Source organism: Faecalimonas umbilicata (assembly GCF_042846195.1).
Taxonomy (GTDB): Bacteria; Bacillota; Clostridia; order Lachnospirales; family Lachnospiraceae; genus Faecalimonas; species Faecalimonas umbilicata.
In genome coordinates this window covers 555,530-582,495 of record NZ_AP031411.1, presented here as the reverse complement: position 1 = coordinate 582,495, position 26,966 = coordinate 555,530, and the positions used below count along the sequence as shown (strand labels likewise).

The 26,966-nt window shown below is 40.4% G+C and carries 25 protein-coding genes, 8 tRNA genes and 1 pseudogene; 4 read left to right on the top strand and 30 right to left on the bottom strand.

Annotated features, from left to right (window positions below):
• Positions 1-83: 83 nt before the first annotated feature.
• Positions 84-1,280: pseudogene (gene abc-f / locus ACGG81_RS02940) on the bottom strand (ribosomal protection-like ABC-F family protein); the annotation flags it as partial.
• Positions 1,281-1,788: 508 nt separating this feature from the next.
• Between abc-f and add the strand changes: the two are divergent.
• Positions 1,789-2,718: an adenosine deaminase gene (add, locus tag ACGG81_RS02935; protein ID WP_390109487.1), complete on the top strand. Its 930-nt coding sequence runs from the start codon at positions 1,789-1,791 to the stop codon at positions 2,716-2,718.
• 91 nt (positions 2,719-2,809) lie between these two features.
• Here the strand turns inward: add and malQ are convergent, their stop codons facing one another.
• The 18 genes from malQ to ACGG81_RS02845 all read right to left on the bottom strand — a co-directional run bounded on the left by malQ (position 2,810) and on the right by ACGG81_RS02845 (position 15,934).
• Entirely contained in the window at positions 2,810-4,276 is a 1,467-nt protein-coding gene (gene malQ, locus ACGG81_RS02930; protein ID WP_390109484.1) for a 4-alpha-glucanotransferase, read from the bottom strand.
• 12 nt (positions 4,277-4,288) lie between these two features.
• Positions 4,289-6,550 (bottom strand): glycogen/starch/alpha-glucan phosphorylase, encoded by a 2,262-nt coding sequence (locus ACGG81_RS02925; RefSeq protein WP_390109481.1) that lies wholly within the window; start codon positions 6,548-6,550, stop codon positions 4,289-4,291.
• A 40-nt stretch (positions 6,551-6,590) separates the two neighbouring features.
• Positions 6,591-6,785 carry a hypothetical protein gene (locus tag ACGG81_RS02920; RefSeq protein ID WP_009263076.1) on the bottom strand — a complete coding sequence of 65 codons (195 nt, stop codon included), beginning with the start codon at positions 6,783-6,785 and terminating at the stop codon, positions 6,591-6,593.
• Between the two features lie 157 nt (positions 6,786-6,942).
• Positions 6,943-7,022: transfer RNA gene (locus ACGG81_RS02915), tRNA-Leu, on the bottom strand.
• A 32-nt stretch (positions 7,023-7,054) separates the two neighbouring features.
• Positions 7,055-7,127: transfer RNA gene (locus ACGG81_RS02910), tRNA-Lys, on the bottom strand.
• A 17-nt stretch (positions 7,128-7,144) separates the two neighbouring features.
• Positions 7,145-7,216: transfer RNA gene (locus tag ACGG81_RS02905), tRNA-Gln, on the bottom strand.
• 33 nt (positions 7,217-7,249) lie between these two features.
• A tRNA-His gene (locus ACGG81_RS02900) sits at positions 7,250-7,323 on the bottom strand.
• Positions 7,324-7,329: 6 nt separating this feature from the next.
• Positions 7,330-7,403: transfer RNA gene (locus ACGG81_RS02895), tRNA-Arg, on the bottom strand.
• A 39-nt stretch (positions 7,404-7,442) separates the two neighbouring features.
• A tRNA-Gly gene (locus ACGG81_RS02890) sits at positions 7,443-7,513 on the bottom strand.
• Between the two features lie 4 nt (positions 7,514-7,517).
• Positions 7,518-7,592 (bottom strand) — tRNA-Pro (locus ACGG81_RS02885).
• 123 nt (positions 7,593-7,715) lie between these two features.
• Complete coding sequence (locus ACGG81_RS02880) at positions 7,716-8,195, bottom strand: metallophosphoesterase family protein (protein WP_009263077.1); 480 nt, start codon at positions 8,193-8,195, stop codon at positions 7,716-7,718.
• A gap of 79 nt (positions 8,196-8,274) precedes the next feature.
• The gene (locus ACGG81_RS02875) at positions 8,275-8,883 is read right to left on the bottom strand and encodes an XTP/dITP diphosphatase (protein ID WP_009263078.1); all 609 of its coding nucleotides are present in this window, start codon (positions 8,881-8,883) and stop codon (positions 8,275-8,277) included.
• 97 nt (positions 8,884-8,980) lie between these two features.
• On the bottom strand, positions 8,981-10,141 hold the full coding sequence (locus ACGG81_RS02870; protein ID WP_390109478.1) for a class I SAM-dependent RNA methyltransferase: 1,161 nt from the start codon (positions 10,139-10,141) through the stop codon (positions 8,981-8,983).
• Between the two features lie 191 nt (positions 10,142-10,332).
• Entirely contained in the window at positions 10,333-10,557 is a 225-nt protein-coding gene (locus ACGG81_RS02865) for a hypothetical protein (RefSeq protein WP_009263080.1), read from the bottom strand.
• Between the two features lie 320 nt (positions 10,558-10,877).
• A complete protein-coding gene (locus tag ACGG81_RS02860; RefSeq protein ID WP_390109475.1) occupies positions 10,878-11,327 on the bottom strand; it encodes a DUF1700 domain-containing protein in 450 nt (149 codons plus the stop codon).
• Positions 11,328-11,597: 270 nt separating this feature from the next.
• The gene (locus tag ACGG81_RS02855) at positions 11,598-13,721 is read right to left on the bottom strand and encodes a glutamine synthetase III (RefSeq protein WP_390109472.1); all 2,124 of its coding nucleotides are present in this window, start codon (positions 13,719-13,721) and stop codon (positions 11,598-11,600) included.
• Between the two features lie 207 nt (positions 13,722-13,928).
• On the bottom strand, positions 13,929-14,792 hold the full coding sequence (gene fba, locus ACGG81_RS02850; RefSeq protein ID WP_009263083.1) for a class II fructose-1,6-bisphosphate aldolase: 864 nt from the start codon (positions 14,790-14,792) through the stop codon (positions 13,929-13,931).
• A 257-nt stretch (positions 14,793-15,049) separates the two neighbouring features.
• Entirely contained in the window at positions 15,050-15,934 is an 885-nt protein-coding gene (locus ACGG81_RS02845) for an LPXTG cell wall anchor domain-containing protein (protein WP_390109468.1), read from the bottom strand.
• A 197-nt stretch (positions 15,935-16,131) separates the two neighbouring features.
• On the opposite strand from ACGG81_RS02845, the gene ACGG81_RS02840 reads away from it, so the two are divergent.
• Positions 16,132-16,344, top strand: coding sequence for a helix-turn-helix transcriptional regulator (locus tag ACGG81_RS02840; protein ID WP_035103059.1), 213 nt, complete (start codon positions 16,132-16,134; stop codon positions 16,342-16,344).
• 111 nt (positions 16,345-16,455) lie between these two features.
• Here the strand turns inward: ACGG81_RS02840 and ACGG81_RS02835 are convergent, their stop codons facing one another.
• The 6 genes from ACGG81_RS02835 to ACGG81_RS02810 all read right to left on the bottom strand — a co-directional run bounded on the left by ACGG81_RS02835 (position 16,456) and on the right by ACGG81_RS02810 (position 21,427).
• On the bottom strand, positions 16,456-16,749 hold the full coding sequence (locus ACGG81_RS02835) for a hypothetical protein (protein WP_009263085.1): 294 nt from the start codon (positions 16,747-16,749) through the stop codon (positions 16,456-16,458).
• Between the two features lie 145 nt (positions 16,750-16,894).
• Entirely contained in the window at positions 16,895-17,032 is a 138-nt protein-coding gene (locus ACGG81_RS02830) for a hypothetical protein (RefSeq protein WP_390109464.1), read from the bottom strand.
• A gap of 1,046 nt (positions 17,033-18,078) precedes the next feature.
• The gene (locus ACGG81_RS02825) at positions 18,079-18,981 is read right to left on the bottom strand and encodes a hypothetical protein (protein WP_116441432.1); all 903 of its coding nucleotides are present in this window, start codon (positions 18,979-18,981) and stop codon (positions 18,079-18,081) included.
• Between the two features lie 124 nt (positions 18,982-19,105).
• Positions 19,106-19,624: a hypothetical protein gene (locus tag ACGG81_RS02820; RefSeq protein ID WP_117577079.1), complete on the bottom strand. Its 519-nt coding sequence runs from the start codon at positions 19,622-19,624 to the stop codon at positions 19,106-19,108.
• A 204-nt stretch (positions 19,625-19,828) separates the two neighbouring features.
• Entirely contained in the window at positions 19,829-20,143 is a 315-nt protein-coding gene (locus ACGG81_RS02815) for an HNH endonuclease (RefSeq protein ID WP_009263087.1), read from the bottom strand.
• Positions 20,144-20,626: 483 nt separating this feature from the next.
• Entirely contained in the window at positions 20,627-21,427 is an 801-nt protein-coding gene (locus ACGG81_RS02810; protein ID WP_390109461.1) for a metallophosphoesterase, read from the bottom strand.
• A 505-nt stretch (positions 21,428-21,932) separates the two neighbouring features.
• On the opposite strand from ACGG81_RS02810, the gene ACGG81_RS02805 reads away from it, so the two are divergent.
• Positions 21,933-22,595 (top strand): hypothetical protein, encoded by a 663-nt coding sequence (locus tag ACGG81_RS02805; RefSeq protein ID WP_390109459.1) that lies wholly within the window; start codon positions 21,933-21,935, stop codon positions 22,593-22,595.
• Entirely contained in the window at positions 22,525-22,815 is a 291-nt protein-coding gene (locus ACGG81_RS02800) for a helix-turn-helix domain-containing protein (protein ID WP_318391892.1), read from the top strand. Before ACGG81_RS02805 ends, ACGG81_RS02800 begins: the two co-directional genes overlap by 71 nt.
• Positions 22,816-23,054: 239 nt before the next feature.
• On the opposite strand, the gene ACGG81_RS02795 is transcribed toward ACGG81_RS02800, so the two are convergent.
• From ACGG81_RS02795 to whiA, 5 genes are all read right to left on the bottom strand, one after another.
• Positions 23,055-23,126 (bottom strand) — tRNA-Glu (locus tag ACGG81_RS02795).
• Between the two features lie 210 nt (positions 23,127-23,336).
• Positions 23,337-24,716, bottom strand: a complete 1,380-nt coding sequence (locus ACGG81_RS02790) for a sodium-dependent transporter (RefSeq protein ID WP_008976693.1) — start codon at positions 24,714-24,716, stop codon at positions 23,337-23,339.
• Positions 24,716-25,669: a diacylglycerol/lipid kinase family protein gene (locus ACGG81_RS02785; protein WP_008976694.1), complete on the bottom strand. Its 954-nt coding sequence runs from the start codon at positions 25,667-25,669 to the stop codon at positions 24,716-24,718. Before ACGG81_RS02785 ends, ACGG81_RS02790 begins: the two co-directional genes overlap by 1 nt.
• A gap of 69 nt (positions 25,670-25,738) precedes the next feature.
• A complete protein-coding gene (locus ACGG81_RS02780; RefSeq protein WP_008976695.1) occupies positions 25,739-25,996 on the bottom strand; it encodes an HPr family phosphocarrier protein in 258 nt (85 codons plus the stop codon).
• On the bottom strand, positions 25,989-26,951 hold the full coding sequence (whiA, locus tag ACGG81_RS02775) for a DNA-binding protein WhiA (protein ID WP_035103098.1): 963 nt from the start codon (positions 26,949-26,951) through the stop codon (positions 25,989-25,991). Before whiA ends, ACGG81_RS02780 begins: the two co-directional genes overlap by 8 nt.
• Positions 26,952-26,966: the final 15 nt, after the last annotated feature.

The following is a 26,966-nucleotide window of genomic DNA, read 5'->3' as shown; positions in this document are numbered from 1 at the left end:
AAAATACCTCCTTTATCTTTTTTCTACCATAACGCATTTCCGTGAAAATAGCAATGCCGATGCACGGTATCCTCACAGTTTGATCAATCCTGCGTACACTGGATTTCCACATATCTCGCCCCGATCTTCTCCCCGAAAAATCTGTCATGCTCCACTAGAAGCATCGTCGGACGATAGGTCTGTATCAGCTCTTCGATCTGTATTCTGGAAAACAGATCAATAAAATTCAGCGGTTCATCCCAAATATAGAGATGTGCCTGCTCACAGAGACTTTTGGCAAGCAGTACTTTCTTTTTCTGCCCTCCACTGTAAGATTCGATTGGTTTTTCAAACTGCACCCGGGAAAAATCCAGTTTTCGCAGCAACACTTTCAAAAGTGTTGGATCCACTCTTTCTTTTATTGCAAATTCATCAATCATCCCACAAAGCTGCTCTGCATCCTGAGAAACATAAGATATTTCCAAGCCGGAGGCAACCTCTAATTTGCCCCGATAAGAAATAGCTTCTCCCAGAATCCGCTTTAGCATACTTGATTTTCCACATCCATTTTTCCCTCTTAGAATGACCTGTTCCCCATTTTTCACTTCAAAATTCAGTGGACCTGTCACCTTCTTTTCTCCGTAAAATAGCTCCAGATTTTCTGCCCTGATTACCGTTTCTCTGTGATGTCTGAGTGGAAACAGTTTTAATTCTTCCGCTTTTTCTAGATTTTTCAACAGTTTTTTCTTCTCCTCTACTGCCTTCTGCGCCCGCTGTTCGATCACAAGCGCCCGCTTCATCATCCTCGCCGCCTGATGACCGATATACCCACGGTCTACCGGACCATTCCCGACCTTACTTTTTTCGATCTGATCCGACCATCCTGCTGTTCTTCCCGCCGCCTTTGTAAGCTTTCCAATCTCTTTTTTCAAACGCTCCTGTTCATCAGCCTCATAAGCATCTTTTCGCTCTTTATTTTCCTGCCACACAGTGAAATTCCCCTGGCAGATCTCAATTCCGTCTTTGTTAATTGCCAGTATGTGATCCACACATCCATCCAGAAAATATCTATCATGGGAAACTAAAAGAAATCCTTTCTTCTTTTTCAGATATGCCATTACAATCTCCCTTGTATCCAGATCCAGATGATTGGTCGGCTCATCTATTAACAGAAATGCATTCTCCTTTGCAAACAGTACTGCCAGCAGTACCTTTGTCTGCTCTCCGTTGCTGAGTGTCTCAAACGGACGGTACAACACTTCTGCATCGGTATCCATCAAAGATAATTCTCTGCAGATCCTCCAAAGTTCGTTGCCTTCCTTACAACCTCTCTGTCACATCCCATAGTATTCCGAAGAAAGTTTCTGCGTAATAAAAAAAGACACAGAACGCTTCAAAAACTTTCTGCATCTTCAAACATCCCACTCCTGCTCATCTGCGGTTATGAGCATACTGCTTATGTTCTCTTGTTATTATATCTCTGCGCTACAGCTTGTGCCGCAACATAATAAGACTGCGAAAGATTTTCCTGCAAATGCACAAACATACAAAATACAATCTGCCCATCCAACGATTCTTGGCAGACTATTTTTCCTTCTTGTGCCTGTTTAGTTTTTACTATTTGCAAGAAATACTGCTCATCTTTCCAGCTCCTATCCTCTTCTTATTGATTCCGAGAAACTATTTCTTCTGAATCTATCCACACTTTATCACAATTTTTCAAAGGTTGTCAACACGAAAATGTTTGTATCCCCCTTCGCAATCAGTTATACTGAAAGCAACTAACAGACTGAATATAGAGGAGGACTTATGTTGAATATAAAAGAATTGAAAAAAACAGATTTACATTGTCACCTGGACGGATCCCTTTCCGCCACTACACTTTCCCATTTTTTGCATCGTACACCAGATTTTTCCGAACTTTCGGTAGATGATTCCTGCACTTCCCTCACGGAGTATTTAAAGAAATTCGATCTCCCGCTGCACTGTCTTCAGACAAAAGCGAACTTAGAACTGGCTGCATACACATTCTTAAAAGAACTTGCCGCAGACCAGATGAAATACATCGAAGTTCGATTTGCCCCTACACTCTCCACGCAGGATGGTCTCTCCTGTGAAGACGTGATTGAGAGTGTCCTGCGGGGACTGGAAAAAGGAAAATCTGAGACAGGAATTGATTATAATGTGATCACCTGTGCAATGCGCCATTTTGCGCCAGAACAGAATATGCAGCTCCTTGACAGTATGGAAAAATATGTCGGACACGGTGTCTGCGCGCTTGACCTTGCCGGAGATGAGTCAAAGTTTCCAAATCCTCTTTTTCATGAACTCTTTGAGGAGGCAAGACACCGAAAGATTCCTTTTGTCATCCATTCTGGTGAGACTGGCAATGTGGAAAATATCCGCACAGCCATGGAGTACGGCGCAGCCCGCATCGGCCATGGTCTTGCACTGATTCAAGATCCGGACCTGATGCAGGAGATTGCCCGAAGAGGAACCGGAATCGAAATGTGCCCGACAAGCAATCTCCAGACACATGCTATCGACAGCTGGAACAATTACCCACTCGATACCTTCTTACATGCAGGCGTCAAAGTCAGTGTCAACACCGACAACCGCACCGTCAGCAACACAACGATGGCCCATGAATTAGAGCGCATTCAGAAATTATACGGAAGCGATGATATCATCCGCCAGGTTATAAAGAATGCAGAAGAGACTGCTTTCAAAAACCTCTAACAATTACACCAAAATACAAGGAGGAATTGACCCAAACGAGCCAATTCCTCCTTGTGCAATTTAATCTCTTTTCTATATAAATAATTCTTTCTTATCTGTCAATAAACTGCCTTCTATATTTTTTCAGTCCACTCTCAATTTTCTCCAGTTTAGGCATTCTCCACTCCCAGTTTGGACTCCCCACCGTTCCTGGCGTGTTCAGATGTGCCTCTTTTCCCATTCCGAGAATATCCGCAAGCGGAATGATCGCATACTCCGCCCTGCTCTTTAACGTGTAGGTGAGCAGACGTTCTTTCACGGATCCCTGCCGAATACCTTCTCTTGATAGGAAACGGCGCACTTTTCGTTTCTCTGCCACAGACAGATCACCATACCATTCCATCAGCGTATCATTGTCATGGGTTCCGGTGTAGATGATCATATTTTCCACATCGTCAAAACTGTCTTTTGCATATTTTCCCGAAGTGTCGATGGAGAACATCAGGATCTTCATTCCTTTTAAGTGATAGTGTTCCTTTAATTCCAACACCTCCGGCCGAAGATCCCCGAGATCTTCCGCCACCAGGTTCACTCCCGGGATCTGCTCCAGAAGGGTGTCGATCACTTCGTATCCCGGCGCCAGGATCCACTCTCCCTCAACAGCTGTCGGACAAGATGCCGGAATTTTCCAAAATGTATCAAATGCCCGGAAATGATCGATACGGATAATGTCAAACAGGCTGCTGCTGTACCCGATTCGATCCACCCAGAACTGATAATTCTGTTCTTTCAGATACTCCCAGTCATAGATTGGATTCCCCCATCTCTGTCCGGTCGCGCTGAAATAATCCGGCGGCACGCCCGCCACAAAGATCGGCCTTCCGTCTGTGTCGAGAAGAAAATTGTCCTTTCCCGCCCACACATCTACAGAATCTACACCAACATAGAACGGCACATCTCCCATAATGCGAATCCCATTTGCGTTTGCTACGCTCTTTATTTCTATCCACTGACAGTAAAACAGATACTGTAAGAAAATCTGATAGTCTGCCTCTTCTCTGATTACTGTTGCAACCTCCGTTTTGTGTTCCGGCCAGTTTTTATGTTCCGGCTTCCAGTCATTCCAGCAGGATCCACCGTTTTCTTTCTTAAATGCACGGAACAGTGCGTATTCCTGCACCCATTTTTGTGTGGCAAACGTCTGATATTCCTCTGTCTGATCCAGTCCTTTTTCGATAAATGTCTGAAATGCCTCCCGCAGATACATTTCTTTCCACACCCGGACCTTTTCATACTGCACCCTCGTACTTCCTGCAAGCTCTGACATCGGAATTTCCTTTAACAGCTGCTGTTCCCACAATTTTTCGAGACTGATATAGATCTCATCTCCAGCGCAGGAAGAGTATGGCTGATATGGAGAATTTCCGTAGCCAACCGGATTGAGCGGCAAAATTTGCCATATTTTCACACCGGATGCACTCAGATATCCAATAAATTTTTCTGTCTCTTTTCCCAGTTCTCCGACTCCCGTGTGTGACGGGAGCGAAGATACGGGCATCAATATCCCCGTTTCTCTCATGTTCGTTTCCTCTTATGATAATTTCCAGATATCTCTGTTGTACTCAGCGATTGTACGATCTGCGGAGAAATATCCTGCCTTTGCGATGTTGACAAGCGCTTTCTTTGCCCACGCGGTCTGATCCTCATAATCTGCGAGCATTTCTTCTTTCTTCTGAATATATTCTCTGATATCCAGAAGCGCCATGAACCAGTCTTTGGACACGATTTCTTTGTAGAGTCTTCCAAGGTTCACCGGATCTCCAATCTGAATCATCTCCTTGCTGATAATGAAGTCCACAAGTTCTTCTACGGTGGTATCACTCTCATAAATCTCTCTCGAGCAATAAGAAGCATCCTCATAAAGTTTGATGACTTCCTCCGATTTCTTTCCAAAAATATAGATATTCTCATCGCCGACAAGCTCGTGGATTTCCACATTTGCCCCGTCTTCCGTTCCAAGTGTGACTGCGCCATTTAACATAAACTTCATATTTCCGGTTCCGGATGCTTCCTTGGATGCAAGGGAAATCTGCTCAGAAATATCACATGCCGGAATCAATTTTTCTGCCTTTGTCACGTTATAATTCTCTACCATGACAATCTTCATATGTTTGCTCACGATCGGATCATTTTCAATCAGCTGCTGCAGACAGAGGATCAGATGGATAATATCTTTTGCGATTGTGTAAGCCGGCGCTGCCTTTGCTCCGAAGATCATTGTGATCGGACGTTTCGGAAGATTCCCTTTTTTGATCTCTTTGTATTTATAGATTGCATAGAGTGCATTCATCTGCTGTCTCTTGTACTCATGCAGACGTTTGATCTGAATGTCAAATACAGAATTGGTGTCAATCTCCACATGCTGTGTCCGCTTCAGATAATCCGCAAGCCCCTGTTTGGAGTGCATTTTGATCTCTCTTAACGTTTTCAGCACCTGCTCGTCATCTTTGTATGCAAGCAATTTCTCCAGATGCTTGGCATCTTCCATATATTCCGATCCGATCAGTTCTTTCAGATAGGCAGCCAGTTCTGGATTACAGTGCACGAGCCATCTTCGGAAGGTAATCCCATTTGTCTTATTATTGAATTTCTCCGGATAAATATCATAGAACGGTTTCAGTTCAGACTCTTCCAAAATCTGTGTATGAAGCGCTGCAACCCCATTGACTGCATATCCAAAATGAATATCGATGTGTGCCATATGTACACGGTCCATCTCATCGATGATATACACACGCTCGTCATGGTAATCTCTTCTGACACGCGCATCCAGTTCCCGGATGATCGGCATCAGATGCGGCACTACTTTTTCAAGATAAGCGACCGGCCATTTTTCCAATGCCTCTGCAAGGATCGTATGGTTTGTGTATGCACATGTCTTTCTCACAACATCAATGGCGGTATCCATATTAAATCCTCTCTGCATCAGAAGACGAATCAGTTCTGGGATCACCATTGTCGGATGGGTATCGTTGATCTGCACTGCCACATGCTCATGCAGTCTGTAAAGGTCATATCCATGTTCCTCTGCCTCTTTTAAGATCAGCTGCGCGGCATTGCTCACCATAAAATACTGCTGATAGATGCGGAGTAACTGTCCTGCCTCATCGCTGTCGTCCGGATAGAGGAACAGTGTCAGGTTTCTCGGGATATCTGTCTTATCAAAATCGATTCCGTCCCGGATAATGGATTCGTCTACCGTATCTACATCGAACAGGTGTAGACGATTGCATCCGTTTCTATATCCCGGCACGTCGATATCGTACATCGTGGAAGTCAGTGTAAAGTCTTTAAACGGCACTTCAAACTGCACGTCTGTCTTTATGAGCCAGCTAAGATCTGTGATCCATGGATTTTTCTCTTCCTTCTGCTTATGGTCTGCAAACGTCTGACGGAACAGCCCGTCGTGGTAGTTCAGACCAACACCGTCTCCATTCAATCCGAGTGTGGCAATCGAATCTAAGAAGCATGCTGCAAGACGTCCCAGTCCCCCGTTTCCAAGAGAAGGCTCCTGCTCGATCTCCTCGATCTCTGTGATCTGGTGTCCGTGCTTTTCCAACACTTCTTTTGTCTCCTCAAACAATCCGAGGTTGATCAGGTTATTTGACAGCAATTTCCCAATCAAAAATTCTGCTGAAATATAATAAAGCTTCTTCTTTCCTTCATTTCGCTTTGCACCTTTCATCTTCTCCTTCGTGAGAATAAAAAGTGCTGTATAGATTTCTTTGTTCGATGCTTCTTTGATTGTTTTTTGATAGCGTTCCTGCAAAATCTGTTCTAATAATTTTTCCATCTGAACTCTCCTTATCCTTTCTCAATTGCCTCACTACTATTTATTTTTTCACTTCTTCAATAAATTCTTTCATCATCCTTGTAAGTTGTGTGCCCATCGCAACACCTACTTCTTTACAAACTTCTTTGAACTCTTCAGCTACTTCCTTATCGACTTTGTATGTCTTCGGAACCAACCCTGCTTTCTCATCCCACTTATCTTGCGGTCTGTTTTTCTTTTCCTCACTGTTTTGCATGCGCACCTCTCACCTCCCTACAAGTATATAATATCATATACGTATACGTATATCAACATTTTTCTCTGATCATCAAATTATTTTCAGGATACTGAATAAAAATAAAAAAGCACTTGAAAGCTTAATAAAAAAATCAGCTTTCAAGTGCTTTTTAGGCTGCGGATGACAGGAATCGAACCTGCACGGTCTCCCACTAGATCCTAAGTCTAGCGCGTCTGCCAGTTCCGCCACATCCGCATAAATAAAGAACAAGCCTAGGCTTGTTCTAGTGAAGCATCGGGGATTCGAACCCCGGACAACTTGATTAAAAGTCAAGTGCTCTACCAACTGAGCTAATGCTCCATAATATAAAACTTCAACTGGGCTAGTTGGATTCGAACCAACGAATGCAGGAGTCAAAGTCCTGTGCCTTACCGCTTGGCGATAGCCCATCATGCATCGCCTAAAAATAGGCAAAAAATAAGGGTGGATAGTGGGACTCGAACCCACGATATCCAGAACCACAATCTGGCGCGCTAACCAACTGCACCATACCCACCATAAGCGTGCTTGAAGGGATTCGAACCCCTGACCCACGGCTTAGAAGGCCGTTGCTCTATCCAACTGAGCTACAAACACGCATTCTTTTTTTCTTCCTAACAGCTAAGGCTCTAGGAAAGCGGGTGATGGGAATCGAACCCACGTATCTAGCTTGGAAGGCTAGTGTTCTACCATTGAACTACACCCGCGGAGTCGGGGTGACAGGATTCGAACCTGCGACCTCCTGGTCCCAAACCAGGCGCTCTAGCCAAGCTGAGCCACACCCCGTAGTTGCTATTTTGTGTTTTTGTTTTTGTCTCTGTCCTTAAGACAAGAGTTATTATATTATAGCAACAAACAAAAGTCAACACTTTTTTCTAATTTTTTTTATTTTTTTATTCATTTGGCACTTTATACAAAACATTGCTCAAAATATGCTTTTCCATTGTGATCTATTTCCATAATCATATACCCTGCACGGCGATCTGCCTGCCTTGGATAAGAAAGACTTCCCGGATTGAGCACAGTAAGATTTCCATCTACTTCCAGATGCGGCACATGAGTATGTCCATACATTACAATATCTACCCCTCGTCTTCTTGCCTCTTTTTTCAGTTCTTTCGTTCCCATAGAGACATAGTAAGAGTGCCCATGTGTGATAAACACTCTATACTTTCCTATAAAAAACTCCTGCTCCCTGCTCAGATCTGAAAAGAAATCATTATTTCCCGCAATAATATGCGTCTCACAGTCTGCCAGTGCACAGATGTAGTCTTCTCCCCCCTCTACATCTCCAAGATGGACCAGCATGTCAATCGGTCCCTCTCTGTCCAGAACCTCCTCCAGATTCCGGTGTCTCCCATGCGTATCGCTCACGATCAGTATCTTCATTCTTTCACCTGTCATTTTCTTCGAATATTATTTTAGCGTTTCCTTTTTTCGGAACACGAACCTTTTATTTCTTTGGATCCTAATCTTCCTGCTGCATTTTTTGTTCGATAATCCCTCTCATCAAACGGAGTGCCTTTCCCCTGTGGCTAAGTTCATTCTTCTTTTCCGGGTCCAGTTCTGCAGTTGTACATCCGTATTCTGGAAGATAAAAAATCGGATCATATCCAAATCCATGTTCTCCGGCAATCTCATATCCAATCCGCCCCTCAATAGTACCTCTTACAGTCTCTTTGCTTCCATCTGGAAATACTGCTGCGATTGCACAGACAAATCTTGCTGTGCGCTTCTCATCTGGAACTCCTTCCAAACGCTGCAGCAAAAGATTATTTTTAATCTCATAAGAAGTATCTGTTCCTGCATATCTCGCCGAATAGATACCCGGTTCTTTATTCAAATAATCAATTTCCAATCCCGAATCATCTGCCAGCACGATTGCATCTGTCAATTTTGCAATCGCTTCTGCCTTGATCATCGCATTTTCTTCAAATGTGGTTCCATCTTCTACGATATCCACGTCAATCCCAGCCTCTTTCATTGAGGATACCACAATTCCGAGATCCTCTAAAATCATCTGGATTTCTTTCATTTTATCTTGGTTCCCTGTCGCAAATATGATCTTTCTTTCCATGTTCTTTCTCCCTGTCCCTTTTTGCAAGCAGGATACTGATCCTTTTCTTTGCACATCCATATCCTGCATTGTCATTCACTTTCTATTTATGTTCTGTCTAAATTTCCGGATATTTCTTCCTTCTCGGCGGCTTTGGACCGAGGAATTGATAAAAGTACGTCTTTAGCATTCCATTGTAAATCTTTCGGTTCTTGTCTGCTTTCCTTCCAAAATACCGTTCCGTTTCCTCATAACTCGTAATCATATATGCCGACCAGCTGTCCAGCTTCTTAAAGCTCTCACCGAATTCTCTATACAGAGCCGGAAGTGCAGACTTTTCCTCAAGTCTCTCTCCATATGGAGGGTTGGTGATGATAAATCCATACTTCTTTGGATGTCTTAAATCCTTTACTGCCCGCTCCTGAAAATGAATCAAATGCTCTACGCCTGCCTCTCTCGCATTCTCTCTGGCCGCTTTTACAACTTCCCCATCAATATCATATCCCTGAATATCCACTTCAATATCATCGTCAATCAGGCTATTCGCCTCATCCACCGCCTCGTACCAGAGTTTTCGCGGAATCAAGTTTGTCCACTCCTCCGCCGTGAAAGAGCGATTCATCCCCGGTGCGATATTGGCAGCGATCATCGCCGCCTCAATTGGAAATGTCCCACTTCCACAGAATGGATCTATAAAAATCCTGTCTTTTTTCCACGGTGTCAACAAAATCAAAGCGGCTGCCAATGTCTCTGTAATCGGCGCTTTGCTGGACAACTGACGATATCCTCTCTTATGAAGAGAAACTCCCGAAGTGTCGATTCCTACCGTCACGATATCTTTCATTAAAAATACCCTCACCGGATAAGACGCCCCATTCTCTTCGAACCAGTCAATATGATAATGCTGCTTCATCCGGTTAACCATCGCCTTTTTCATGATAGACTGAATATCTGAAGGACTGAACAATTTACTCTTTACAGAAGCGGCCTTGGCCACCCAAAATTTTCCATCCTCCGGAATATATTTTCCCCACGGGATCTCCTTGGTCCGCTCGAACAATTCATCAAACGTCACTGCTTTGAAACTTCCAACCTTCAGCAGCACTCTCTCCGCGGTCCGCAAAAACACATTCGCCCGGCAAATCGCACTTGCATCCCCGGCAAAAGTCACTCTTCCATCTTCTACATTTATAATCTCATATCCTAAATCTTGTATTTCTCTCTTTAAAACTGCTTCCAGCCCAAAATGGCATGGTGCAATCAGTTCCAGTTTCTCCATCTTCTTCCTCCCGATGTTCTGTATTTCATTTTTATGATACCGCAACTTGTCTGGATGCACAACTATTTTCGCATCAATAAAAAAGCCTCCGGCGGTATTTTCATACTACCAAAGGCTTTCTGTCAGATTCTTTTAAAAGTATTCCTATTTAAGACATTTGAAGTATTACAGCACTGGCTCGTTTCTGCTGATTAGTAATCACAATTTCCGTAAGAATTTTCGTTGCTCTCTGAATTCTTATTTTTGTTAGATGCTTTGCTGCTGTTTTTTGATGTCATGCGATCCGATGTCTTGTTGCTATTTTTTGATGTCATTCGATCTGAAGCTTTACTGCTGTTTCCGGAATATCCATCAGAATAAGATGAATAAGATTCACTGTTTTTGGCTTTGTTTGTTGTTTTCGCATTCTTTGCCATTTTAAATTTCCTCCTGCAATTTGCTGCTCACTCGTGAATAGTTACATTCTTATTATCCCTGTTCCGTAAAAAACTATGCAGCTTCCGGAGGTTTTGCATTTGTAAATTTTGCCAATATTTTGCTTTTTTTCTAATTTAAGCTTGCTTTTTATTTCGTATTATATTATACTACTGCTTGTAGGAAGGAAACTTCTTACAACCCCTTATTAATTATTTATACTCCCCTCAAAAGACCGTTGGCTCCCCCAACGGTCTTTTATTTTGCTATTTCAGGCTTGCTCTCCCCACTTTTCCCCATTTTTACTATTTTCAGATTCTTCTCACCGTCTGTGATTTTCTACGATTCGCAGCACAATCCAAATCACAAGAAGAGGAACCAGCACAGGTGCCAACATACTGATCAACCCAGTGAGCAGCGAAATTACAAGCACCAAAATCAGCACAATCCCGACACAAACTGCCGCTATCTTCCATCCGGTAATTTTCTTAATCTTTATCTCCGGTGTTCCAAATGGTGCCTCCTGCTCTGCCTCTTCATAATCGGCATATGTGTATTGATCCTCCGTTTCATTTAAAGGAGAGTCAATGATAGACCTTGCGATCACCCACGGATCCCCGAGAAGATCCATCACTTCCTTCTCTGACTTTCCATTTTTGACTTCCTCTACAATATAACTTCGGTAATAGTCCACATGCTCTCTGACTTTTGCCGGATTCATCTCCGCTTCCAAAGCATGCTCCAACTGTTTTAAAAATTCATGTCTATTCATCTATTTCCCCCAGATTTCCTGTATCTACTTGACACTCCCACAACAAATGCCGAAGAGAATGCCTTCCATGCAGTCACAGTCCCTTATGACAAACAGTCCCCCGCCAGGCAGACCAGGCGGGGGACTGTCTGATGTTTCTTATCTTCTTTCAAAATAAAGAATAACATAAACTTCTTTTGAATCCAATAGGAACATCCTTAATATTTTATTAAAAGAATCTAAGAATTTTTACAATTTCCACGATTCTATCTTCACAACAAAAGATCTATACTATACCTCAAACAGAAGGTCTCCATAAGATGGCATCGGCCAAATATTTTTATCAACAATCATCTCCAGCTGATCGACCGGACGGCGCAAATGCTCCATCGCAGGCACAACATGACGTTCAAAAAAGCATGCCTGCTCCATTCCTTCCTCTTTCTTTGCAGCTTCTTCTGTTACTTTCTCCAGCTCTTTTAGCGCATTCTTTGTTTCTGCAAGAAGATTCGATGACTGGGTAAGAAGTTCTTCCTGCACATCGATCACCGCTACTGCACATGCCTGACGCACTTCATTGATAGACTTCGCAAGCGATGTAATATAGGTAATCACTGCCGGAATGATATGTTTGCTTGCAATATCGATCATTGCTCTCGCCTCGATATTTACCGCTTTGGCATATGCCTCATATTTGATTTCCGCTCTTGACTCTAATTCTGCTCTTGTAAATACACCGAATTTTTCAAAGACTTCAACCGATTCCTCTTCTACCAATGCCGGAATCGCATCTACCATTGTTTTTAAATTCGGAAGTCCTCTCCGTTTTGCTTCCTCAACCCACTCATCTGAGTACCCGTTTCCGCTGAAAACGATTCTCTGGTGTTCGTAAGCATATTTTTTGATCAGATCATGGACACCTCTGTCAAAATCTTCTGCCGCTTCCAGATAATCACATGCCTCCGAAAATGCTTCCGCCACAATTGTATTTAAAATGACATTTGGCGCTGCAACCGAATCTCTGGAACCAACCATACGGAACTCAAATTTGTTTCCAGTAAACGCAAATGGTGAAGTACGATTTCGGTCTGTTGCATCTTTCGTAAAATCAGGAAGTGTCGACACACCAGTGTGCAATCGTTCGCCTTTCAGACTATGTGTCGCTTCCCCGGTACTGATCAGCTGCTCCAAAACATCCTCCAGCTGTTCTCCAAGAAAGACAGAAATAATTGCCGGCGGCGCCTCATTTGCCCCGAGACGCTGATCATTTCCCACATCTGCTGCCGACTCTCTCAAAAGTTTCGCATGGCGGTCTACCGCTCTTAATACGCAAGTGAGTACAAGAAGAAACTGGATATTATCGTGCGGCGTCTTTCCTGGATCCAGCAAATTGATTCCATCATCAGTCGTCAGCGACCAGTTATTATGTTTTCCTGATCCATTCACTCCTGCAAACGGCTTTTCATGAAGCAGGCACTGAAGGTTATGTTTGTATGCCACCTGCTTTAATGTCTCCATGACAAGCTGATTATGATCCACTGCCACATTGCACTGTGCATAGATCGGAGCAAGTTCATGCTGAGCAGGAGCCACCTCATTGTGCTGCGTCTTTGCCGATACTCCTAGCTTCCACAGTTCCTTGTTCACATCTTTCATAAACGCTGCAATTCGTTCTCTGATCGCACCAAAATAGTGATCGTCAAGTTCTTGTCCTTTCGGCGGCATTGCTCCGAACAGTGTTCTTCCTGTGAATACAAGATCCTTCCTCTTTAAATACTTTTCCCGATCTACAAGAAAGTATTCCTGCTCTGCCCCTACTGATGGGATTACTTTAGAAGAGGTCGTATTTCCAAACAGACGAAGGAGCCGCATTGCCTCCTTATCGATTGCCTCCATCGAGCGCAGCAGCGGAGTCTTTTGATCGAGCGCCTCTCCATTGTACGAACAGAATGCTGTCGGAATGTATAAAATTGCTCCGTTTCCCTCTGCATCTTTTTTCACAAATGCAGGAGAAGTACAATCCCATGCCGTATATCCTCTCGCCTCAAATGTGGCGCGCAATCCTCCGGAAGGAAAGGAGGAAGCATCCGGTTCCCCTTTGACAAGTTCCTTGCCCGAGAATTCCATCAGTACTTTTCCGTCCTGCTTCGGTGCAGAAATAAATGCATCATGCTTTTCTGCTGTCGCTCCTGTCAGAGGCTGGAACCAATGAGAGTAGTGTGTTGCCCCCTTCTCGATCGCCCACTCTTTCATCTCATGTGCGACAACATCAGCAATGGAAGTCTCTAACTCCTTTCCTTCCTGAATCGTCTTCTTTAATTCTCTATATACTTTCTTCGGCAGACGTTCCTGCATGACAGCATCATTAAAGACATTTTCCCCAAAGATTTCCGTTACCTTCATTACTTCGCTCATATTCCCATCCTTCCAAATATTTGTTTCGCTTTTGTTTTCGTTTTCAAATACACTTTAATACGATACTCTAATTTCAGAAAAAAAGCAAGGTTCCTAACACTTGTAATTTCTTATAAATATTGATAAGGAAAAAAGATCGGTGCAGTCACACTGATCTTTTTTCCGAAATCTCTTTTCAATTATCTCTGAACAATTCTTCTGCAAATATTAAGCTTTGTTTACAGATCCGAATAATTCCATTTTCTCTTTTACAGTTGCTTTGATTGCTTCTGCTCCCGGAGCTAATAATTTACGAGGATCGAATCCTTTTCCCTGAAGGTCTTTTCCTGCTTCCACATACTCACGAGTTGCTGCTGCAAATGCTAACTGACACTCTGTATTTACATTGATCTTCGCTACACCAAGGTCAATTGCTTTTTTGATCATATCTTCCGGAATTCCTGTTCCTCCGTGAAGTACAAGCGGCATTGCCCCTGTAAGCTGCTGAATCGCATCTAATGTCTCAAAGCTAAGTCCTTCCCAGTTTTCCGGATATTTTCCGTGGATATTACCGATACCTGCTGCAAGCATTGTTACGCCTAAATCTGCGATCGCCTTACATTCTTGAGGGTCTGCACACTCACCTTTTCCTACAACTCCGTCTTCTTCTCCTCCGATAGAACCTACTTCCGCTTCCAGAGACATTCCTTTTTCAGCACAGATTGCTACTAACTCTTTTGTCTTTGCAACGTTCTCTTCGATCGGGTAGTGAGAACCGTCGAACATAATAGAAGAAAATCCTGCTTCGATACACTTCATACATCCTTCAAAGCTTCCGTGGTCTAAGTGAAGTGCTACCGGAACAGTGATGTTCAGTTCTTCTAACATTCCATTTACCATACCTACTACTGTCTTATAACCTGTCATATATTTTCCGGCACCTTCAGATACTCCGAGAATTACCGGTGAATTACATTCCTGAGCTGTTAATAAGATAGATTTTGTCCATTCCAGGTTGTTAATGTTGAACTGTCCAACTGCATAGTGACCTGCTTTTGCTTTTTCTAACATTTCTTTTGCTGATACTAACATGTTTCTTCCTCCGCTTCTTTTACGTTATTTCACATGCCCTATTATACCGCATATGTAAAAAAAAGGAAACCTTTTTATCACAGAAACTTTCCGGTCGTATCTTGCCTGCTGTTTTAATTAAAATAGAAAAACAAGTGGGTGTAATCATACGTCCGCTCTTTCTTTCCTATGCTCATCTATTTTTTAGTAAACAACGTCCCATACAAAGAAGCCCTCACGCATAAGCGATTAGGCTTCGATCAAATAAAATTATCAAATTATTTCCGTTTTTTTAAGATTGTTGCAAGAGCAACTCCGAGTGAAGCAATTCCTGCTCCTGCAACCGGAAGTGAGGAAGCTGTGTCACCAGTTTTTGGTGTTGTTCCCTCTTTCTTTGTTTCTGCTGCTTGTGTCTGAACATTTTCCTTATTTTCTTCTGGTGTTGTTGGTGCTTCTGGTTTCTGTTCCGGTACTTCTGGTGTTTCTACATCTGGGTTCTCTGGCTGTTCTGGCTTTTGTTCCGGATTCTCCGGCTGTTCCGGTTTCTGATCTGGGTTCTCCGGCTGTTCCGGTTTCTGATCTGGCTCTTGTGATTCTCCATTACATACCCAATGCCCCTCTTCCGGGTGATTAATCACCTCATCATATGCTTCTTTTACAAGAACTTGTTCATCCCATGCCGGCTTTGTTTCAATCCAGATATCCTTTTCTTCATAAATAGGCTCCTCACCAACTTGTACATCAACCCATTTAGCCTTTATTGTTATACGGAATTCACCACGATCCGCATGATATCCGATATGTTCTCCATACTCTTTAGATAAACCGCCTTCTACAGGATCTTCGTAAAGACCTATATCTATACCACCACATGTTTGACAAATTGCATGCTTCTGTTTTTCGTAAATAGGCTTAGTACCTACTTGTACTTGTTGTTTTTCATAATATCCTTCAGCTTCATGATGAACCGTCTTGTATTCTGCTTCGTGGTGAATAGTTTCCTGCCACGCTTCCTTATCCACTACCCACTCGCAATTATCCCCATGTACATGCTCTTTTTCGCTTGCTATTGCTGATACTTTATCCATCGCAAATACTGTTCCCGTTCCTGCAACAGTCAAAGACATAGCAGCAACCAACGCAACAACAAATTTCTTTCTCATTTGTATCTCCTCCTAAAATTTGCCTTCATGAATCTAAAGACAATATTTAAGAACCCGAATTCTATCCCCTCTTCTATCATCCTTAAATTCAACACATTTTTAACTCGTTCCGAGTTATATTTTTATTCTAACTCGCACCGACTTGAAAGTCAATCCTCAAATTCTTTCTATAATAAAATCAATTTGAGGTGATAACTTTGAATTATGCTGAACGAATGAGAAATTTAAGACAAGATAACGATCTTTCTCAAAAGAAAGTAGCTGATATGCTAGGAGTTGCTCAAACAACTTATTCTCAATATGAATTAGAAAAGCGACCAATGCCTATTGATTATCTGATAGCGTTATGCAAATTTTACAATGTATCTGCTGATTATATGCTCGGATTGTCAAATAGAAAGAACCCATAATATTCTGTCAGCGTAACGCTTGCCCCGATGCCCCACCAACCTGTTAGAATCCGTTGCTCGGGGCATCCTGCAAGACACTGTTTTTTGAATGTAAACAAACAAGGAAATTTGCTATTTATTCATGCCTTTCAACAGTTCCTGCATGATTTTCATACCCGCTTGTAGACCAAGCGCAGTATAAACTTCGGAAACCTCACTTGCCATTTCATTTGCTGAATCTATCAGTTCTGAAACTGTTTTGTTTCCATGTTCTCTTAATACCTCTTCATTTTTACTATAACTTTCTTCTAACTTTTTGTTATAATCTAATTCTGTCTGTTTTGCCTCGATCGCGGATCCATAGAGCAAATATTCTGTAATACCTTGTATAGTTGCACGTCTTAAAATTTCTTTTGTAATGTCCATTGTAAATCCAACCTCCATATTTATAACTAACTTTTCTTTGTGAATACCACTATCTTTTATAGAAAAAACTGTTTATCTAATTTGGGGTAGTGGAATAAATGGTTCTTAAAAACTCCCATATTTTTTTGAAAGCTTGCTTCCTCTCCTATACTGTTTTCCAAAACTTTTTCTTCATTGTTCTTTTTTGCATCCGCCGACTAAAATACTGCAATTTTAGACGTAATCTTTTTACCGGCAAATCTCTTTCATCCAATGCCTGTGTAATCAATAATCTATTTTCCATAATAGAACTTTCTCCTACAAATATATTTGTATTATCTGTAATCAAAAAGTTGTTCCTTGTTTGATATTAGGATACCATTTTCACTCTGAAACCGACATCAATCCATAGTTGGAACAAATTCAATTTCCATAAATTTTCTCGACAGTAGATTTTTTATTTCCAGTTGCAGCATAATTGAAAAATACGTTTCCGTATGATATTTTCATTGATACTTTCCTACCTACTCAAAAATGTATTTTTTAATAAGAACGGAGAGGCGCTTTGGGAAATGAAAGCAATTGGTAAATCGTGCTGATGACAAAATCATACTATCGTCTGCCTGGCAGTTTGATTAGATATGCCTGAACACCTATATTCTAGAAAATGTTTTTTCGCAAACGGGAATTTCGACTTTTTAGGGTTTTGCAGAATAAGTTTCGAGAATTTGGATTAAAATTTGGGGATCGAACTCCATTCTCAGAGAACGTGCATCGCAACAATGAAATCGATCAATAGCTAAGAGAATGGTATGGGAAACCGGTGGAAAGTTTCGTAATTTTGGATAATCTAAATGAAAAACACTTACGACCACACGAGGAAGTGATAAGAATATCCACCAAGACCAGTTTATTACAAAAAACATGTGGACTTAGCGTTGAAACTATTGAAAAGTTTCTCACAAGACAATCATCGGATTCCCATAGACAATCAATATCCACGGATATGAACACAAAGCTACAGCAACCTACTCAAAAGATTGTAGAAATTTGAATCTAACAGGTAATGTGTACGGATATGAACCTACAAATCTTGGAAAATTAATCAAAAATAGGCTGCTATCTGGTATCTATACTATTCATTAGCTGACCATTAACAGTACCCAAAAGAGTACTGAAACTGCTGAATCTAAGAAGAGTGTTGTTCCACAGAAAAATTACTCCTGTTTGATATAAAATTTTATAACTGCTATATATAAATCAAGGTGAAAAGCTAGTTTTAATCAAGCCTTTCACCTATCATTATCATAGAAGATCTTATTTATAAACTTTTTTCATAGTCTAATTTCCCTATTTTACGCTATATACTTCTTGAAACCACTCAAAAATATCCTTATTTTCTCCTATATTTTTTTGAAAATCAAATTCCTCTAACATTTTATTAATTTCGCTGTCCTCCAAAACTATTTCTATCATTCTGCTCACTTCTTCAACTCTTCCATAATGAAATTTATTATGACAATTTGAGCACAAGGATAATCTATTAGTCGGTGAATCTATAATATCCTGCAATTCCGGAAATTTTTTAGCTACACATTGTAGAATAAAGTGATGATATTCAAAGTAATCTAATCCATTCCTCCCCACAAATGTCTTATGTCCATTTCCATCTTTTCCACAAAAGAAACATTTTTTATTAAAATGATTCATTAATACTTCAAAATCATTCTCTCGCATACCAACTTTAAAACTTTCTTCTAATGTTTTAATCAAATCTTGACTGAAACTTTTTTTACTGTTTTTGTCAGGCCAATTTTTTCCTCGTGGATATTGAAAATTATTATCTCTTTTCCTCAAGTCTTTTAAACTCAAAAATAAATTATTTTCTAGTAGCTCTTTATGTAAAGTTGAAATAGAGCCAATAGAAAAACCACTTATCATCGTCGTTTCTTTTAAGCTCCTATAAACCTTATTTTTTTCTATCGGATAGGGCTCATCTTCTATTTTTCCCCTTAGCATAATTCTGCTTAGCTTGACGTTACTTTCTGACGGTAAATTAGTAACATAAAAATACACCACATCCCCTTTTTTTAACGATTTAGCCATAGTATTTTCGACAGTCCATTCACCGTTTTTGTTCGTAGGTTTTCCAGGTGCTTCCCACATGATTTTTTTATTTTCATCCCACTCCTCTTTCATTTGTTCATAATTACAGGTTCTAAAATCCATAGGTATAAGCCAAAAATTGTTCATATCCAAACCTCCATCATTAAATAGATAGTATCAAAAACTACCCCTTTTTTACAAATAATTTTTTAGTTACCTTTGATCTCTAGAGAAATCTGTCATTGAAAAATTGTTAATTATCCCTCAGGGCCTAAACTAAACAGAATTCGTCTTCAATTTCTTCACTACAATCATAAAACCGAGAACAATAGACTCTGTTAGGTCGCGTAGACGCGTCTAGTACATCTTCCAACCGTCTAACATAAACTTGATTTTCAGCCATGTATTTAACCTGAAAAGAATCAATCTCTTCTTGGCTTGGGACTCTCAAAGATTCTATTAAAAACCAAGTATTTGCAGCTATATTCTCATATTTCTTCACGCTCCATAAAAAACTATCCTTTGGAATGCACTGGCTTGAATCTTCTTTTTTCAGATTATATTTCAAAGATTTGATAACATCGGCAACAACATACCGCCTGCAGTTGTTTTCTTCGAAAAAAAGAATCAACTTTTTGATCTCCCGGAGTTTACTTTCCTCAAAAATAACCCCCGTTGAATAATAAACCCGGCCAGATAACTTCAGTTTTTTAAAATGCTGATTGATGATATCCCGAGGGACATCTCCACCATAATTCACCACTCTTAATGCAACCGCTTCTGTTCGCACACTAAATTCCTCCTTTTTAAATGTAGTTTTTAAAACAACTCATCTGACAAAGCCGACATCGCTGACATTGCTGACTTCACTGACTTTTATTATATACATCAACAATCTGTTTGTCAATACTTTTCGAAATTTTTTCATTTTTAATCTATGACAAACAATCTTTTCTTAACAAAAATACCGGATTGCAAAGCAATCCGGCATCTTCTACTCCCTCTTCATTTCCCTCAAATACTTCTCAACTTCCTCATCTTTACACTTCTGCAAAACATAACTTCTCGCATATCTTAAGTATCTCCTCAGTTCCTCTTGCTGCCCTCTCGGAAGAAAAGAATACCACGAAGGTAATACAATGTCATCTCCTTTCTCCCTGTTACATTTCTCACAAATGCCGACATAATTTCCTTCTTCATTTACAGTCATTCCACACGATTTCGGAATAAAATGATCCTTTGTAATCTTCCCACCACATCCGCATCTTGCACAAATGTACTCTCCTTTTTCATTCTTCACAAAAAACATCTATCCTTCCTCCCAGGGATATCTTATATCAGACATGTGATCATCTCATATGACAGTCCCTCTAATTCTTTTTCATGTTCTCCAAGTGTTATCCACCAGTACGTTTCCACCACACCTTCCGAAAAATGTTCTTTGGGATAATCCTATCGTTTTCTTCCGTCTTTATCTGTCCCACTCTCTTCTTTCTTCCTTTTATGAGGTGAATCGAATCCCCCCACGCTAAACATGTATTCCAGCCATTTCCTTTCTATGCCCATATTCTCTCTTTTCCACAGACACCTTGTAGCTTGTATTTCCTGATTAGAAAATACCTTATTTTAAACCAGATAAAGCGAACTGCTATTTCTTCATCCACGAATATCTTCTCCATCCAGTGGCTTTCACCCCCTCTAATCTACCCATAAAAAACTGTACCAGCCCATCAAAGACTGGAGAACATTTTTCTATTATACAACATAATCTTATCCATTTCTCCATCTACTCCTATTTTTGAAAGATCCCTTTCATTTCATACTGATTGAGCGGAATGATTTTTTCATATAGAACTGTATGCTTCATGTCTATTTCTTCATTCATATGATAATGTCCACAAAACCAATGTTGATACTGCAATTTCCCCTCTATTTCCTCCAAATACCCTGTCAGAATATCTGGGAAATAACTTCTGCCATAAGTTCCACCACCATAATACCTTTCTTCTATTTTATCTTGAATCCGATTGGATACACAGTGCGTAATCACATAGTCTACTTTATAATTGATTTTTTCCAGATTCTCCTTTCCCTCTTTCATCTCTTCCTCTGTGGGAAGTTCCGCTTCCCACCATGAAATATTTTTCACCCGATATGGAAGGTAGGATCGATTTGCCCGCTGTCTCTTCACCATAAATTCCGGATCATCCAAATCTAAAATTCCTCCTTGAATATCATGACTTGCAGCTCCTCCAAATGTGAAAAATCTCTTTCCTTCTATCTCAAAGACCTGCCCTCGCTCAAGTAGGATTACTTTATCCCTGACAATATGTCTCGCCATTCCTCCATGCCAAAGTTCCTTTGGATACTCTTTTATCATATCATAATTCTCATGGTTTCCACTTACCCACAGGGTTGTGTATGTTCTTTGCTCAAAAAATTTTAAATTATATTGAAAGGTCCTATCTTTCGTCCACAACAGACCGAAATCTCCACACACAATCATATAATCGCCTTCTTCCAAATGATAAGGCATCTGTTTTCTTAAAAAACGCCTAAAATTTGCATGGGTATCCCCTGTAATATAAATCATTGTTGTCACCTCTCTACTGCTAACCTGTACTGTTTTTTACCCCTAATATTTCAATCTTCTTATCATGCACATAAATGCCAACTTCAAGTTCTGAATAGAGTAATGGATCATAGCCTTCTCTCTCAAAATAGTCATATAGTTCTGTTAATCACTCCTCAAAATATTGCCCATAAACTTCCTCACCATAGTGACTCATAGACTCATCTTAATATGTCACTCTAGTTCTTCTTGTGACTTACATCAAGCATATCAAATTTTTCTGATTTCCACATTCAATCACAAACTGGACACTAAAAAATGGTTTATACACTTTAAAAATATTTTTCCTATCCCCTTGACAAAAAACACCCTATATGCTACACAATCTAATACTCCAACTACCAATTGGAACACCCATAAAAATATTTTTTATACTCTCTTTCGAGTTTTTTCTCCCACCCGTATACTATAAGTGTGATCACAACAGAACTACTAACATATTGTTTTCAAATAAGGAGGATTTAAAATGACGCCAGCAAAATACATGACAAAAAAGGAGAAAAAGCTCTATCGAAGATATTTATCAGAATTACATATAACAAACTTGTATCAACTCACAAAATTACTCATCGATATATTGTCATGCAAAAAAGATACCGAGAACTATATCACTGTCAACGAATACTTCAAAGAAACCGTCGACCAACTTTTTGCCTATGCTTTGCAGCCTAAAGAAGGGTTTGTAATGGGAAACGATTCTTCCTATTCAAAAAAAGGACTTGTTTCATTATGCACATATGCAATGGCTACACTAGATATGGCTATTCCTGCTGCACGCAGCAGTATTTTATATTTATTGGATACGGTCGAAGACTTTCTTGGAGAACAGCATTATCAAACTTTAAAAAGAAACTTATGTAATTTCTCAAAACTGATTTCAGAAAATATCGACACTGGAAAAGACTCCGATGTCAAAATGGAAAATGATGATGAAGTCTTTACTCCTTATTCCCTATTTCCTGCAGAAGATTTAAAAGACTTCTTATCTGATGATTCTGAAGAGGAAGATGACTTGTACTGGGATAAGGAAGAAGCGGATGGTCTGAATTGGAATTGGGATGAGGAAGATGATGATGATATCAATAATGATTGTGAAGGTGATTTTGATGACGACTTTTGTACCTTTTAATTATCCCCAGATAGATATGATAAAAACTGGGGAAAATATTCGTTCTCTATGCGAGGAAAATAATCTTTCTGCTTGTGCAATTGAACGACTGTTTAATATCAGCAATCAGTCTGTTTATAATTGGTTTTCCGGGAAGTCTCTTCCTTCTCTGGATAATTTGCTTGCCTTATCTTCACTCCTAAATGTGCACATGGAAGAGTTACTTGTTTATTCCGTATAATTTCTTGAGCATAAAAGTATAAAATTTTTTCTCCTAAATAAAATACAAAAGGTTCTACTCTGATAAAATAAAAATCATAGAAGAACCTTTTATTATAGCAAAACAAAAGGATCCACTATATCTAGTGCAGAACCTTCCGTAAATCTGAGAAAACGTAAGACAAATATTATATATCTTCCAGCAAACAAAAAAAGACGAAAAACCCTTTCATTTTAAAGGTCTTCCGCCAATCCCAAAAGTGACTCCAAGGGGAATCGAACCCCTGATTCCAGCGTGAGAGGCTAGCGTCTTAACCGCTTGACCATGGAGCCATTTGTTTGGTACCTGTATAGTATAGAACACTTTTGGGGATTATGCAAGTCTTTTTTTCAATTTTTTTCAAATTTTTTAAACTTTTTTGTTTTTCTATTTTTTGCTTCTATACTTGAACAATTCTTATCTATCGCCCAAACCTTCCCTTTATAGATTCAACAGCAGAAACCAGGCGCTTTTCGCCCCTCGGCTTCTGCTGCTGATTTTTCCTACATTCCTCCGGCAAACATAGACATATATCCCTGCACAAAGATAAACAAGATTACCGCCGGAAGAACAAATGTAAGGTACAACTTCATCGGACGGCCACCCGGGAATTTGATTCCGGTTCCGGTATTGGCTTCTTTCAGGAAATGATCCCATCCCCACCCATATTTTGTCACACAGAATAACAGATAGATCAAAGATCCGAGTGGAAGCAGGTTGTTGCTGACAAGGAAATCCTCAAAATCCATAATATTCTTTCCAAGGATCTGTATTCCAGACCAATCTGTCAGACCAAGTACACACGGAAGTCCTAACAGGATCAAAAGCGCACCATTTATGAGCAGAGATTTCTGTAAGGACCACCCCCACATCTCTCTTGCAAATGTGATAATGTTCTGGAACACTGCGATAATCGTAGAAAATGCCGCAAATGTCATGAACAAGAAGAACAGACTTCCCCACACTCTTCCGCCTGCCATCTCGTTAAATACGTTCGGCAATGTTACAAATACAAGTCCCGGACCTTCTCCTGGATTGATTCCAAATGCAAAACATGCTGGAAAAATAATCAGACCAGAAACAATCGCCACTGTTGTGTCAAGTAAACCAACGCTGATGGCCTCTCCAGTCAGTGCTCGTTCTTTCCCAATATAGCTTCCGAAAATTGACAGTGCCCCGATTCCAATGCTCAGTGTAAAAAATGCCTGTCCCATGGCTGCAAAAATCACAGTACCGATCCCTGCCTCTTTCATCTTACCGAAGTCCGGTACAAGATAAAAACGGAGACCGTCCATTGCGTTTGGAAGTGTTAGTGACTTCACCGCCAACACCGCCATAATTACAAACAGCGTAGACATCATGATCTTTGTGATTCCCTCCACGCCTTTCTGAAGTCCAAGAGAACACACACACAATCCTGCTATTGAAATTAATAACATCCAGAAGATCATCGCATTTCGATCAGATGTAAATGTAGCAAATACCTGCTCAACTTCCTTTGGCTTCAGTCCTGTAAATTCTCCTTTGAGCATCTTGAAGAAATACGCAAGCATCCATCCACCGATGGTTGTATAAAACATCATCAACAAATAATTACCTGCCATTCCAAAATAACGATAGCAATGCCATTTTGTCCCTTTTGGCTCTAATTTATTGAAGGAAGTAGCAATACTTCTCTGGCTCGCCCTCCCTACTGAAAACTCTGCAACAACAATCGGCAGACCAAGTATAAATAAGAAAAACAAATATACAAGTACAAATGCTCCCCCTCCATATTTTCCCGTAATATATGGAAATCTCCATACATTACCAAGACCGATTGCACAACCGGCTGAAATCAATACAAACCCCAACCGGGATGAAAATTTTTCTCTCTTTTCCATTAATCCTCTTCAATTCCTTCCTCTAATTGTAACGTATCTGGTTCCTTCATCAGAGATTTGACTTTATCGATAGGTACCATAATCTTTAATTTCTGTCTTTGGTTCTCAATCATCACTTCATCATGTTCCCCTCCGAACTCACCATCCAGTGTCCATGGAATCTCTTCCAGAGACTCCAGTTTCAAGCTGTTTGCCTTAAATGTATACATATGTTTTGTATCAATCTGTTCGATCAGAATCGCTGCGATGATCTCCTGCAATGCTAACGGATTCTTTGGCGTCTTAATCAGAGTCACTTCAAACTCTCCGTCATCAAATACAATACTCTTTCCAACCATATTTCGAAATCCGCCGATCGACCTGGAATTTGTTACCATCCCGAAGATAAATTCATCTTCGATCACCTGATCATCATGCGTCACTTTAATCCGGTAAGACGGCACATTATAAAGGCGCTTCATTCCTTCCAGCACATATGCAAGATGTCCGAGAACATTTTTCACTTCCTGCTTTGTCTGATATGAAACATCTGTAAAAAGCCCGAATGCTGCGATATACACAAAAAAATCGTGGTTAAATTTCCCGATATCACACGGAAAGACAATTCCATTCACTGCCGTATCTGCAGCCTTTAGCATATCTTTTGGAATATGTAAACTTCTGGCAAAATCATTCGTCGTCCCAGTCGGGATATAACCGATTGGAATCTGTTCTTTTCTCTTCATCATCCCGGTTACGACTTCATCAAGCGTGCCATCTCCACCGCTGCACACAACTAAGTCATATTCTTCCTTAAAGTGACGCACTTTGTGATATCCATCCCGGTACTTCTGTGTCGGATAAACGGTCACTTCGTATCCTGCTTTCACAAAAATATCAAGTACATCTGACAGTTTTGGCTTGATCAATCCCTTCCCTGCGTTCGGATTATAAATAAATAATAATTTCTTCATCGCGTTCTCCTTTCTACTATTTTTATAGGATAAAAAAGAGCATATCACATGCTCTTTTTCCTACCTCTTTTACTTTACATTATTTAAAAACAATTCAATACCCTGTGCTGCCTTTTCTTCGTCCTCACCCTCAGTAACTACTGTCAGCTCTTCTCCGCTGTGAACGTTCAGGCTCATCATTCCCATAATGCTTTTGGCATTAATTCTTTTTTCCTTGATCTCAATATAGATTTGGCTTGCATATTGACTTGCTTCCTGAACAAGCAGAGCAATTGGTCTTGCCTCTAGTCCATTGTCAAGTTGAATTGTTACTGGTTTCCTAATCATTGTGTACCTCCTTGTTCGCTCTTACCTTCTCAGCGATCTCACTTAACTTTCTTAGCCGATGATTCACACCCGACTTCCCGACTGGCGGTGTCAGTGCGTCACCTAGTTCCTTCAATGTTGCTTCCGGATAGGCGATTCTCGCAAGAGCAACCTCTCTTAATCCGTCTGCTAATTTTTCAAAACCGATTTCATCTCTGATATATACAATATCTTCCAGCTGTTTGACTGCTGCGGAAACGGTTTTATTAATATTGGCAGTTTCACAATTTACCTTTCTATTCACGGTGTTTCTCATATCTTTTAAAATACGAATATTTTCAAACTCCATCAGTGCAACATGTGCCTCCATGATATTTAGCATATCCGAAATCTGATCTGCCTCCTTGAGGTAGACAACATAGGATTTCTTTCTAAGCACGATCTTGGCACTCATATGCAGACTGTTCATAATATACTGTAATTGCTTCGCCTTGTCTTCAGTCGCACATACCACTTCAAAGTGGTAAGATTTGTAAGGATCACTGATTGAACCTGATGCAAGGAACACTCCCCTTAGAAACGCTCTCCGACAGCATAGCTGACGAATCACCACATTCTTTACAATGGAAAGTTCCTCTCTAATTTCACCCGTATCATCCAATAACTTCACTGCCTGAAGCACTCTCACTGCCTCTTCGTGCCTTGCAATGATAACGGAATAAAAAACACTTCCTTTTTTAAGGTTCTTTCGAATAGAAGTTTCAGTACATATATTAAATGTTTTTTTGATTAATGTAAAGTACTTTCTTGCAACAGTTATATTTTCTGTATGTACTGTCACCCGGTATCTATCCGAACTGGAGATGGAAATTCTCCCGCAGATACTTATGATCGCCGCAAGTTCTGCAATTTGACAATGTCTTGCACTGCTCATATGCGTGGACAGTTCTTCTTTTACTTTTGCTGAAAATGACATTTTTTCCATTTATTT